Below are 12,508 nucleotides of genomic sequence, written 5' to 3'. Positions count from 1 at the left end.
AAGGGCATGCTCAGAAATCGACGCTGGCGGACAGGCCCACCGTGCGCGGCATCACGTAGACGGCGGCGAACGGACTGGCGTGGGGATCGGTGGTTTCCGACGCCAGCGAGGTGATGCCGCGTTCGTTGGTCAGGTTCTTGACGTAGGCCTTGACCGTCCAGTTGCCGAAGTTGACGCCGGCGCGCAGGTCGATGCCGTCGTAGTCGGGCACGTCGCGGCGCGGACCAGGCGCGGCGACGAAATCGGTCTTGCGCTCGCCCACGTAGCGATAACCCGCGCCGACGAAGCCGGACCAGCCGCTGGCCAGCGGAAAGTCGTAATCCACGCCGACGCTGGCGTTCCACTTCGGCACGTAGGGCAGCCGATCGCCCTTGTAGCCGAACAGGCCCGGCGGCGTGTCCGCGTCCAGCTTCGCGTCGGTCCAGCTGGCATTGGCCGACAGCAGCAGGCCCCGCGCCGGCGCGTACTGCCACGCCGCCTCGACGCCCTGGCTGCTGGCCTTGCCGCCATTGCCCATGAAGCCGATGCCGCCGGAGACGACGGTGAGCTGGATCTGGCTCCAGTCGATGTAGAAGGCGGACACGTCGAAGGTCATGCGCCGCTGCATCGTGGTGGCCTTCAGGCCCAGCTCGTAGCTCACCAGCTTGTCCGGACCGAACGTCAGCGGCGCGCCCAACCCCGGCGGCACGCCGACATTCGGGCCGCCCGGACGGAAGCCGGAGGCGATGCGCCCATAGACCATCAGGTCGTCGCTGAAGCGGAAACTGGGATTGAGCAGGTACGTGGTCGGGTTGTCCGATCCGCGGATGGTGAATTGCGTGGGTCCGAGGATCAGCCCGTCACCGGTTTGCGCGTAGGTGGTGCGGTCGCTGCTGTAGCGCGCGCCCAGCAGCACGCTGAAACGCGAGGTGGCGTGCCAGGTCACGTCGCCATAGGCGGCCCACTCGGTGAAGATCGCCGGCCCCATCGACAGGTCGGCCAGCGTCGGCAGCGCGATCGGTTCGCCGGTGCTGGCATCGAAGCTCAGGATGTTCTGGTGGGCGGTGGTCTTTTCGCGCGTGTAGAACACGCCGGCGCGCCATTCCACGGTCTGCGTCTCCGGCGACTGCAGGCGCAATTCCTGGGTGAACTTGTCCAGCGTCATCGGGTTGACCAGCGAATAGCCACCGTTGGGCAGGCCGAACAGCGGGTTCAGCAATGGCCCGTAGGCCGCCGTGACGTCGGCGTTGGAGTTCATGTCCAGCGTGCCGTAGCTGGTCGACGAAAACAGTTTCGCCCCGCCGAAGTCCGCGTTGAGCGACGCGTCGTAGAGCCGGTACTTCAGCCGGAACTGGCCGGTGCCGGGCGAGCGCACCTGCTGCAGGTCGCCGTGGATCGGCTTCAGCGTCAGCGCATCGACGTCGACGCCGCCATCGACCAGGCCGGCACCGTCGCTGCCCAGGTTCTGCGCCAGCGCCGACAGGCGCAGCGAAACCGTGTCGCTCGGCGTCCACAACAACTGCGCGCGCGTGCCGCTCACCTTGGCGCGGTTGACGTCGTGCTTGCCGGTGAGGACGTTGTCGACATAGCCGGGATCGTGGCGTTCGTACGCATTGATCCGCAAGGCCAGCTTGTCCGCAGCCAGCGGCACGTTGAACATCGCATGCACGTCCGAACCGGTGCCGCCATCCTCGACGCTGCTGACGCCGGCACGCAGGCGACCGTAGGCGCGGGTGGCGTCCGGCGGCGTGGTGACGAACTTGACCAGCCCGCCCAGCGTGTTCGATCCGTACAGCGTGCCCTGCGGCCCGCGCAACACCTCGACGCGCTCCAGGTCGGCCGGATCGATGTCCGGCGTCAGCACGCTGCCGGCGGCATACACAGTGCTGGAGCCGAACGGCACGTCGTCGATGTAGGTGCCCACCGTCGAGTTCGGCTGGCCACTGCCGGAGGTGATGCCGCGCAGCACCAGCTGGGTCCTGCCCTGCCCGCTGGAAATCACATTGAGCCCGGGTACCCGCGTGGCGTAGTCGGCAAAGTTGACCGCGCTCTCGCGTTCGAGCTGCAGGCCCTGCAGCGCCGACACCGCCATCGGCACATCCTGCAAGCGTTCGCTGCGCTTGTTCGCGGTCACGATGACCGTGCCCAGGTCGGTGGGTGCCGAGCTGGCGGAGGCCGGTGACGATTGCTGACCCGCCCCGGCGCCCGAGGCATCCTCCGGCGGGGTGCTGCCGGACGCGGGCGCGCCGGCATCGGAACCATCCGGCGACGATGGCTGGGCCGCGATGCCCAGCGGCGACCACAGGGCCACCGCGATGGCAACGCAGATTCCCCGACGAGCATGCTGCAGATAGCGAAAATCCATGACTCTCTCCCCCGAGATGGTCGCGTGGACAGCCCACGATCCGCAGTGTTATTCCATTAACATCGTCGTGTCAATGATATTTTGATATCAAATTGGCGAACTACCGCCTGCCAGGCACCGATGGCCAGGGGCATCCACGGCGGCCCCGACCCGGTCGATCGACCGCCATTCATTCATGAAGTTTGCCTTTGTAGTTTGGCTTTCCATCTGACAGACTGCGCGGATGAACAAGCCATCCGTCAATCCGGCGTCGGCCGATGCCATGGCGACGGCCGTCGAGTTGCGCGTGCTGGTGGGCAAGCTGCGGCGGCGCCTGCGCGAACAGATCAACCTGGGCGGCCTGCCGTGGTCGCAGGTGTCGGTGATCGGGCACCTGGAGCGCGACGGGCCCGCCACCGTCACCGCGCTCGCCCACGCCGAAGGCATGCGCCCGCAATCCATGGGTGCCAACGTCGCGGCATTGCTGGAAGCCGGGCTGGTGCGCGGCACGCCCGATCCCGACGACGGGCGGCGAACCCTGCTGTCGCTGCCCCCCGCCTGCCGCAAGCTGGTCAAGGCCAGCCGCGCGGCGCGGGAGGACTGGCTGCTCCACGCCATCCAGACCCGGCTGGCGCCGAAGGAGCAGGCCCGGCTTGCCCGCGCCGTCGACCTGCTCAAGCGTCTCGTCGAGCCGTGACGGCAAGGCCGCAGCACATCTCCCCTGCGCGAAACCTGCGCCCGCTTTCCCCAAGGACACCCTCATGGCCATCACCACGCTCGACCCGATCACCGCGCTGATCGTCATCGACCTGCAGAAAGGCATCGTCGTTTATCCCACCGCCCATCCGGCCGCCGAGGTGGTGACCCATGCCGGCGCGCTCGCCGAGGCGTTTCGCCGCCACCGCCTGCCGGTGATCCTGGTCAACGTGAGCGGCGGCGCGCCAGGGCGGACCGAACGCCCGCGCAACCTGGATGATCTGCCCGCCGACTGGGCCGAGCTGGTGCCCGAACTGGGTCGGCAGCCGCAGGATCACGTGGTGACCAAGCACACCTGGGGCGCATTCACCGGCACCGGCCTCGACACGTACCTGAAAGCGCAGGGCGTCACCCAGATCGTGCTCGCCGGCATCGCCACCAGCATCGGGGTCGAATCCACCGCGCGCCAGGCGCACGAACTGGGTTACCACGTCACCCTCGCCGTCGACGCGATGACCGACATGAGTGCCGAGGCCCACGCCAACAGCATCGCCCGCATCTTCCCGCGACTGGGCGAAACCGGCAGCACCGGCGAAATCATCGACCTGCTCGACACGCACGGGTAACCCGGACGGGTTCCGCGGCAAATTCCGCTGGAAACCCGTCGCTCCGGCGGGCGTCTGCCCGGACTCCAGACCCTTTCGTCCGCGCTCACCGGCCGGCGAACAGGGCCTGCAGCTGCGGATACGGCATCGCGCCTTCGGCCATCGATTCGGAACGGCCGCTGTCGAGGAAATCCTGTGCCAGCTTCCCCGCCTGCCCCCACAGCATCTGCGCAATGCCCGAGCCCGCGCTCAATCGCCGCACGCCCAGCCGCTCCAGCTCGGCCGCCGGCGCCAGCCCTGGATACGCCATCAGGTTGACCGGCAAGCCGGCGCCTTCCACCACGGCGGCGATCTCGCCGGCATCGCGAAGACCCGGCACGAACAGGCTGTCGGCGCCGGCCGCGCGATAGGTCGCGCCACGCGACAACGTTTCCCCGACCCGCTGCGGCGCGTCGACCAGGCTGGCCAGGAACACGTCCGTGCGGGCATTGATGAAGATGTCCGCGCCGGCGTTCGCGGCAGCGTTCCGGATGGCTTCGATCTTCGCGGCAAGCTTCGCCGGCGCATCGCGACCGTCCTCGATGTTGATGCCGGCAATGCCCGCGTCGATCAGGCGGCGGACGGTTTCACCCACCGTCTTTGCGTCGTCCGCATAGCCGTTTTCCATGTCGACCGACAACGGCACGCGCAATACCCGCGCGATGTTGACGGCGGCGCCGATCGCCGCATCGGCCGGCATCTTTCCGCCATCGGGGTAGCCCAGCGCCCACGCCACGCCCGCACTGGTGGTGGCGATGGCCCGTGCGCCGAGGCTCTCGAACAGGCGGGCGCTGCCGGCATCCCAGGCATTGGGAAAGCGCAGGAGTCCGGGGCCGCCATGCATCTGGCGGAAGGTGGTGGCGTGCTGTGACATGGGGGTCTCCGTGACTGGCCTTGGGGAAGTCGAAGGGTAACGCCAGATGCCCGCCTCCATGACACCTCTTCGCCACCGCAGGGCGCGGGGGCGCTCCGCATCGCCCGCGAAAGGAATACGCTTCGCGAACCGCTGCATCCACCCGGGGGAAAACGCATGAACAGCCGCTCGATCCATACGTTGCTGGCCGCCTGCCTTGTCGCTGGCGTGGCATGGAGCCTGTGCCACGCACAGGCTCCCCCGAAGCACGCCGACACCCCGCTGGAATCCGCCGCGCCAGCCAACACGCGGGCGACGATGGAGACGATGCAGATCCCCAGCCACGGCGCGCTGATGAATGCGCTGGTCTACGTCGCCGCCGGTACCGGCCCGCATCCGGCGGTGATCCTGCTGCACGGCTTCCCCGGCAACGAACGCAACCTTGACCTGGCGCAGGACATGCGCCGCGCCGGTTGGGACGTTCTCTACTTCAACTACCGCGGCTCCTGGGGCACGCCGGGCGACTTCTCGTTTTCGCACGGCATCGAGGACACCGCCGCGGCGCTGGCTTACCTGCGCCAGCCCGAGGTGGGCAGGAAGCTGCGGCTCGACCCCGCGCGCATCGTGCTGATCGGCCACAGCATGGGCGGCTTCATGACCGTGCAGGCCGCCGCGGCCGATCCCGCGATCAAGGCCTTCGCCACGCTTTCCGCAGCGGACATGGCGGGGCACGCCACCCGGCTCGTGCGCAAGGACGGCGATAACGCGGGCATCAAGGCCATGGCCAGCGGCCTCGCCAACGAAGGCATGGCGCCGCTGAGCGGCTGCACCCCGGACGGCCTGGCGCGCGAACTGATCGATCACGCAGCGGGCTGGGCCTTCCCCGCGAAGGTCGCCGCGCTGAAGAACCGCACCGCCCTCATCGTGACCTCCGACGACGGCCTCGCCCCGGACAACCAGGCGTTCGCCGCGGATCTGCGCAAGGCCGGCGACAGCCACGTCACCACCGTGCACCTTTCCACCGACCACGCCTATTCCGACCGGCGCATCGAACTTTCGAAAGCCGTGCTCGCGTGGCTGGCGTCGCTGCCGAAGTAACGGTGCACCAGGCCGCTTCATGCGCCCCCTCTTTCAGTCAGAATGCCAATCCTCCCGACCACTGGCGACGAGCACCCACCATGTCCCTGACGCGCAACCTGCTGCTTGCCGCACTGCTCCTCGGCGCCACGACGCCGGCACCTGCACCCGCGGCCGAGCTGAAGCCCGCTCAGATCGCCGCCATCGATCGCTATGTCACCGCCGAGATGGCGCGCCAGCATGTTCCCGGTGCCGAAGTGGGCGTCTATCGCGATGGCCACGCGCTGCTGGTGAAAGGCTACGGTCTGGCCAACATCGAATGGCAGGCGCCGGTCACGCCGACCACGCTGATGCAGTCCGGCTCGGTCGGCAAGCAGTTCGCCGCCACCGCGGTGATGATGCTGGTGGAACAGGGCAAGGTGAGCCTGGACGACAGCATCACCCGATACTTCACCGATGCGCCGGTGAGCTGGAAGCCGATCAGGGTGAAGAACCTGCTGTCGCACACCTCCGGCCTGGCCGAGTACGAAGATCCCTCGCGCACGCAGCCCGGCGGCCTGTTCGACCCGCGCAAGGACTTCACCGAAGACGAGCTGGTGAAGAAGATCGAAACCCTGCCGATCGAGTTCAAGCCGGGCGAGCGCTGGGACTACCGCAACACCAACTACGCCCTGCTCGGCGTGCTGATCCACAAGGTCACCGGCCAGGACTACCGCGATTTCATGCGTGAGCGGATCTTCGCGCCGCTGGGCATGATCTCCACCCGCGGCATCTCCGAGCGCGACATCATCCCCGGCCGCGCAGCCGGTTACCAGATCGTCGGCGGACAACTGAAGAACCAGACCTGGGTGTCGCCCAGCCTCAACTCCACCGCGGACGGCACGCTCTACTTCAACGTGGTCGACCTGGAAAAATGGGATCGCGCGCTGTACGGCACCAGCCTGCTCAGCCGCAAATCGCTGGAGATGATGTGGACGCCCTTCGTGCTCAACGACGGCCAGCCCAACGCCAGCCACTACGGCTTCGGCTGGGCCAGCGACAGCATGAACGGCCATCGGGTGATCCAGCACAGCGGCGCGTGGCAGGGCTTCACCTGCACCATCAACCGCTACGTCGACGACAAGCTGACCGTGGTGGTGCTGACCAACCTGGACGCCGCTCACGCCAGCCCCGTCTACATGTCCCACGTCATCGCCGGCCTGGTGGAGCCGGCGCTGATGCCGAAGCCGAATCCCGCGATCAAGGACGACAAGCCCGAGATCGCCGCCCACGCCCGCGACGTGTTGCAACGCATACTGGCCGGCGAGAACCTCGCCATCGAGTTCGACCCCGACGCCGGCTACGCCTTCGACCCCAACGACGCGACCGACATGCGCAGCCAGTTGCCCGCGAAGTGGGACGCCGCGCCGCTCCGGCTGATCAAGCGTGGCGAACACGACGGCGCCGTGCGTTCGGTGTATCGCGTGGGCCAGGAAGGCGATACGCGGATCATGCTGGTGGAACTGGACGCGAAGGGAAAGCTGCTGAACCTGGCGGTGAAGTCCGATCCGGACAACCGCTAGCGCCGCGACAAGCGGCGCATTCGTTCGTGTCGTGGAAGAGCGGAAGCCGGATCAGGCCTGGCCGATGCCATCCAGTTCGGCCATCACCTCATCGCCCAGCCGCAGGCTTGCCGCCGCCAGGTTCTCCTGCAGGTGGGCGACTGACGACGTGCCGGGGATCAGCAGGATGTTGGGCGACCGGGCCAGCAGCCACGCCAGCGCCACCTGCATCGGCGTGGCCTCCAGCCGCGCCGCCACCTCGGACAGCGTCCGCGACTGCAGCGGACTGAAGCCGCCCAGCGGAAAGAACGGCACATAGGCCGCACCCTGACGGGCGAGTGCGTCGATGAAGTCGTCGTCGTCGCGATGCGCCAGGTTGTACTGGTTCTGCACGCAGACCACCGGCGCGATGCGCTGCGCCTCGGCGACCTGGCTGGCCGTGGCATTGCTGAGGCCGAGGTGGCGGATCAGCCCCTGCTGGCGCAATTCGGCAAGCGTACTGAACTGCGCTTCGATGCTGCCTTCGCTGGGCGCATGCACGTCACCCATCACGCGCAGGTTGACCGCATCCAGCACATCCAGGCCGAGGTTGCGCAGGTTGTCGTGCACTGCCTGCACCAGTTCGGCTGGACTCTGCGCCGGACGCCAGGACGCATCGTCGCCGCGCCGCGCTCCGACCTTGGTCACGATCACCAGCTCGTCGGCATACGGGTGCAACGCCTCGCGGATGATCCGGTTGGTGACGTGCGGTCCATAAAAGTCGCTGGTGTCGATGTGATTGACGCCGGCCTCCACCGCGGCGCGCAGCACCGCCAGCGCCGCCGCGTGATCCTTCGGCGGGCCGAACACGCCCTTCCCCGCCAGCTGCATGGCGCCGTAACCCATGCGGTTGACCGTACGGTCGCCGAGCGAAAACGTGCCTGCCTGTGCGAGCTTGCTCATGATGTTTCTCCGGGGAGGATGAAGGGACGGGATGAACTATAGGAAGGCCACGCCTTCCTGATAATCCGCCACAATCCATACGGGTCGTGCGGAGAACGGGACAATGGCGACAGAGTTGCAGGATCTCCAGGCGTTCCTCGCCGTGCTGCGAGCCGGCGGGTTTCGGCAAGCGGCGCGCAGCGGCGGCGACTCCGCCTCCAAATTGAGCGAGGCGGTGCGTCGGCTGGAGAGCCGGCTGGGCTTGCGCCTGCTCCATCGCACCACACGCAACGTCTCGCCCACCGAAGCCGGCGCGCGACTGGCCGAACGACTCGCGCCCGCCCTGGCCGAAGTGGAAGCGTCGCTGGACGTGGTCAACCACTTCCGCGACCGCCCCGCCGGCACGCTGCGAATCAACGTGCCGGCGAACGTGGCGCGCACGGTATTGCCCGGCATCGTCACGCCCTTCCTCAAGCGCTACCCCGAGATCCGGCTGGAAGTGATCGTGGAAGACAGCTTCGTCGACCTGATGGCCAGCGGCTGCGATGCCGGTATCCGCTACGACGAGCGGCTGGCGCAGGACATGATCGCGCTGCCGATCGGCCCGCGCACGCAACGCCTGGTCACCGCCGCCGCGCCCGCTTACCTGCAGGCACACGGCACGCCCGAACACCCGCGCGACCTGCTGCAACACGCCTGCCTGCGCGGCCAGTTTTCCGGTGGCGCCGTACCGCTGTGGGAGTTCGAGCGCGACGGCGAAATCGTGCGCGTCGACCCGTCCGGTCCGCTGCAGGTACGCACGGGTGCGGCCTTCGATCTGGCCGTGCAGGCGGCGCTCGACGGACTCGGCATCGTCCACCTGTTCGAGGATTGGCTGCAGCCGCACCTGGACAGCGGCGCACTGGTGCCGGTGCTGGAACCGTGGTCCCAGCGCTTCAGCGGGCCGTTGCTCTATTACGCCGGTCGGCGTCACCTGCCCTCGCCGCTGCGGGCCTTCGTGGATTTCATCCGCGAAGGCTGATGCCCGGTCACGCCTAACCCGCGTCGCGATTCTTGGGATCGCCTTCCGGGGCGAAACGCTCGTTGCTGCCGGAATGCCATCCGCTCTGGATGACATTCACCCGAATGTCGGTGGACGCACCGACGCGATCAGCGCAGCCCCACCGTACCGTTGGCCGCCTCGACCAGCTTCGCCGGGTCGTAGCCCACGCCATCTTTGAACACCAGCACCACGTTCTCGATGTCCTTGATGTTGTCCGCGGGGTTGCCCTTGACCAGCACCAGGTCGGCCGCCTTGCCGACGTCGATCGAACCGATCTCCTTGTCCACGCCCATGAAACGCGCGCCGTTCAAGGTGGCGATCTGGATGGCCTGCACCGGCGTGAAGCCTGCTTCAACCAATAGCTCCACCTCGCGCTGGTCGCCATAGCCGGCGATCACGCCGCCGTAGCCGGTGGGATCGAGACCGGCCAGCAAGGTGCCACCGGCCTTGACGAAGGCGTGCTCGAAAGCCATCTCCAGCTGGAACAGCTTCGGCCACGGGGAATCCTTCATCGCCGCGACGTGCTCGCGCGTCTTCAGGTATTCCTCCCGGGCCTGCGGCAGCATCGCATCGAGCACCCGCGCATCCAGCGGCGCGCGGCCAGGCACGAAGGTCTCGAACACCGGCAGCGTGGACGTCACCGCGACCTGCTTCGCCACCAGATGCCTGATCAACTGCCGGATCTCCGGACCGTCGACCTTCAGCGTGGCCAGGTGCGCGCTGGCCGCCTTCGTGTCCGGGCACACATCCGGCGGCTTGCCGGCGCTGAACTCGGTGTCCACGAACAAGCCGTGTTCGAGGTTGTCGATACCCAGATCCGCCGCCTCGGTGAACCCGATCGAACACAGGTGGCCGGTCACCTTGATACCGCGCGCATGCGCCGCCGCGATCGCCGCCGACAGCTCGGCGCGAGTGATGTGCATGTACGCCTTGAACGAGGTCGCGCCCTCGTCCATCCAGTAATTCACCGTATTGCGCGCATCGTCGGCATCGACCAGCTCGTGCATCTGCGGCATCAGGCTGCCCTTGCCCTCCAGATACGGCCCGGTCGTGTGCATCTTCGGTCCGGGAATCAGGCCGGCATCGATCGCCTTCTTCAACGCCAGATCCGTATACGGCTCCACGCTGCCGGTGGTGCGGATCGTGGTGACTCCGCCAGCCAGGTACAGCTTGGGGAAACTCGACGCCTGCTCAGGCGCGAGCAACTCCTTCGACGCCGGATTCACCCTGGGCGCCGGATAGAACATGTGGTCGTGCATGCCGACCAGGCCGGGCATCAGCGTCTGCCCGCTGCCGTCGATCACCGTCGCCTCCTTGGGCACATCCACGTGGCGCCCGACCGCCGCGATGCGCCCGTCACGCAGCAGCACCGTCTGGTTCTCCCTCGCACCGGTGCCATGTCCGTCGATCACCCGCACATGCGTGATCGCCAGCAGCGGCTGTGCATGCGCGACGTAGGCCTGCACCTGCGGCGCCAGCGTTGGCATCGCCGCGCGGGATGGCGTGGCCAGGGCAAGGCCCGCCAGCAAAAGCGCGACGGCCAACACCGTGCGCGAACGATCCATCGACAAACCGTGCATGGTCAGCTCCCCAGAGTGAAACGCTGCAAGCCCCCGCTTGCCATCCAGCCGAGTATCCGCGCTAGCCGACACATGCGGAAGTGCGCCTGACCAATTTGCAGTCGTGTCTGGACAGCAGTGCACTGGCACCGTCGCCGCAGAGCCGTTGCGCTAACCTCCCCACCAGCCATTGCTGTATTACGCTGCTCCCCGCAACCATCCGCCACCATCGCGGGCATCCGTCGACTTCATCCGGAAGGCTGAAGCGCATCGCTCCCCTCAAGCCCGAGAGCCCATGAGCAAGATCGGCACCGCCCTCTGCCTCTCCTACCTGCTGGCCATCCTCGTCTGCCTGGGATGTGCCATGGCCGCCCACGGCGACCCCAAGGGTCAATTCGTCTTCGCGCAAATCCCGATCGCCCTGCAAGGCAGCCTGGCGGCTGGGCTGGGATTCGGTCCGGCGCTGGCCAGGCTGTCTTGGCCTGAGGCTTATCTATATCTGGCGGGGCCGACGTTCGTGTTGCTCTATGCCTTTGGTTGGCTGCTCACGCTAGTCCCGAAGCGCCTCTCAACTCGGCGTTGAGACGAGGTTCCGCTTCACCTGCACGTGGCAATACAAACCTCATTGCGAAAAGCGCACCACAGGTTCCGTTTTGCCCTAACCTGGCCGCACATCAATGGGCATGGCGGGAGCCGAGGCATGGCAACGGGTGAAGACTGGTCGCGATTGGAGGTGGAGAGTTGTGTGGCCGACTATCTGCACATGCTCGCACTTGAACTCAACGGGCAGCAGTTCAACAAGTCCAATCGCATCCACGAGTTAGTGCAGCGGCTGGATGGCAGAAGCAATTCATCCGTTGAATACAAGTTCCGCAACATCAGTGCGGTCATGAATGAACTTGGCTGGCCAACGGTCACGGGCTACAAAAGCTTGGCGAACTACCAACTATTGCTGATGGAAGTGGTGGAATCCCAGCTTCAGAGCAATATCGCCCTGCAGGACGCAGTACAAGCTGCCGTCGAACGTCCCGCGACTGTCGCGTCCATTGAAAACCCGACAGCCATCTGGGTTCCCATACCAAAAGCAGCAACCCAAGTAAGGGAATCGCCCGCAGGCTACGCGGCTCGCTTTTCTCCGGCCAAACGTGACTATCTGGCGCAAGAGGCACGCAATCGTTCGTTGGGTCTCGCCGGCGAGCAGTTCGTGATGGAACTTGAAGCCCGGCGTCTATACGCAGCCGGCATGAAGTCGCTGAGCGAACGCGTCGAACACGTCTCAGCCACGCAGGGTGATGGCCTCGGCTACGACGTACTGTCCTTTGAGGAAAACGGTCGTGAGCGGTTGATCGAGGTAAAGACCACGTCTTTCGGCGAACTGACACCCTTCTTCGTCAGCCGAAACGAACTGGCACGTTCGGAGACCGATGCCGAATCCTATCGGCTGTACCGCCTTTTCGACTTTCGCGAGCGCCCCCGCCTGTTCGACCTGCCCGGCGCCATCGCCGTACATTGCCAACTGGACCCGGTGTCCTATCTAGCACAGCTGACCAGCTAGTCGCGGGCAGAGCATCAACAGTGCACCAGGCCCCTTGTTTGCCTGAGTCTTGCGACGCATTGGGCTACCGACTCCAGCGAAATGCAAACCTAGAGCGCGTTTAACTTCCTTCGTTCCAGCCCCACCGCGGCACGCCGAGTTGGCAAATCCGAAGGGCAAAGAAAGAACTCGAACTTCGGCGTTATTTGTTCGGAGCGCCGAGAACAAAGCTCAATCGGTAGAGAAAGCAACTCGGCGGTTGGAGAAAATAGCCCGGCACACCGAGCACCTGAATTCGACGCGTCGAGCAAAAAGCTC

Annotated in this window: 11 protein-coding genes; 7 read left to right on the top strand and 4 right to left on the bottom strand. The window is 66.4% G+C overall.

Translation table 11 applies throughout. The features are described 5' to 3' along the window. Positions 1 to 10 precede the first annotated feature (10 nt). Entirely contained in the window at positions 11 to 2,344 is a 2,334-nt protein-coding gene (locus AC3A56_RS11535) for a TonB-dependent receptor (protein WP_487770424.1), read from the bottom strand. A 223-nt stretch (positions 2,345 to 2,567) separates the two neighbouring features. On the opposite strand from AC3A56_RS11535, the gene AC3A56_RS11530 reads away from it, so the two are divergent. After that, positions 2,568 to 3,020, top strand: a complete 453-nt coding sequence (locus AC3A56_RS11530; RefSeq protein WP_487770423.1) for a MarR family winged helix-turn-helix transcriptional regulator — start codon at positions 2,568 to 2,570, stop codon at positions 3,018 to 3,020. 64 nt (positions 3,021 to 3,084) lie between these two features. Beyond that, positions 3,085 to 3,645 (top strand): isochorismatase family protein, encoded by a 561-nt coding sequence (locus AC3A56_RS11525; protein ID WP_487770422.1) that lies wholly within the window; start codon positions 3,085 to 3,087, stop codon positions 3,643 to 3,645. A gap of 85 nt (positions 3,646 to 3,730) precedes the next feature. Here the strand turns inward: AC3A56_RS11525 and AC3A56_RS11520 are convergent, their stop codons facing one another. Next, positions 3,731 to 4,537 (bottom strand): isocitrate lyase/PEP mutase family protein, encoded by an 807-nt coding sequence (locus AC3A56_RS11520; RefSeq protein WP_487770421.1) that lies wholly within the window; start codon positions 4,535 to 4,537, stop codon positions 3,731 to 3,733. A gap of 156 nt (positions 4,538 to 4,693) precedes the next feature. On the opposite strand from AC3A56_RS11520, the gene AC3A56_RS11515 reads away from it, so the two are divergent. Together AC3A56_RS11515 and AC3A56_RS11510 are read left to right on the top strand one after the other, a co-directional pair. Further along, positions 4,694 to 5,614: an alpha/beta hydrolase family protein gene (locus tag AC3A56_RS11515; protein ID WP_487770420.1), complete on the top strand. Its 921-nt coding sequence runs from the start codon at positions 4,694 to 4,696 to the stop codon at positions 5,612 to 5,614. A gap of 80 nt (positions 5,615 to 5,694) precedes the next feature. Further along, positions 5,695 to 7,155: a serine hydrolase domain-containing protein gene (locus AC3A56_RS11510; RefSeq protein ID WP_056716761.1), complete on the top strand. Its 1,461-nt coding sequence runs from the start codon at positions 5,695 to 5,697 to the stop codon at positions 7,153 to 7,155. Between the two features lie 51 nt (positions 7,156 to 7,206). Here the strand turns inward: AC3A56_RS11510 and AC3A56_RS11505 are convergent, their stop codons facing one another. Next, positions 7,207 to 8,076: an aldo/keto reductase family oxidoreductase gene (locus AC3A56_RS11505; protein ID WP_487770419.1), complete on the bottom strand. Its 870-nt coding sequence runs from the start codon at positions 8,074 to 8,076 to the stop codon at positions 7,207 to 7,209. Positions 8,077 to 8,179: 103 nt separating this feature from the next. On the opposite strand from AC3A56_RS11505, the gene AC3A56_RS11500 reads away from it, so the two are divergent. Then, a complete protein-coding gene (locus AC3A56_RS11500) occupies positions 8,180 to 9,076 on the top strand; it encodes a LysR family transcriptional regulator (protein WP_056767491.1) in 897 nt (298 codons plus the stop codon). 128 nt (positions 9,077 to 9,204) lie between these two features. Here AC3A56_RS11500 and AC3A56_RS11495 read toward each other — a convergent pair whose 3' ends face one another. Further along, a complete protein-coding gene (locus AC3A56_RS11495) occupies positions 9,205 to 10,677 on the bottom strand; it encodes an amidohydrolase family protein (protein ID WP_487770418.1) in 1,473 nt (490 codons plus the stop codon). Between the two features lie 274 nt (positions 10,678 to 10,951). Between AC3A56_RS11495 and AC3A56_RS11490 the strand changes: the two genes are divergently transcribed. Continuing rightward, on the top strand, positions 10,952 to 11,239 hold the full coding sequence (locus AC3A56_RS11490; protein ID WP_487770417.1) for a hypothetical protein: 288 nt from the start codon (positions 10,952 to 10,954) through the stop codon (positions 11,237 to 11,239). Between the two features lie 117 nt (positions 11,240 to 11,356). Further along, positions 11,357 to 12,211 (top strand): protein NO VEIN domain-containing protein, encoded by an 855-nt coding sequence (locus AC3A56_RS11485; RefSeq protein WP_200950237.1) that lies wholly within the window; start codon positions 11,357 to 11,359, stop codon positions 12,209 to 12,211. The last annotated feature ends 297 nt before the right edge of the window (positions 12,212 to 12,508 follow it).

The organism is Rhodanobacter sp. Soil_C_14, assembly GCF_057657335.1.
Note: the sequence above shows the minus strand (reverse complement) of the source record. Positions and strands in the feature narration are given on the sequence as shown.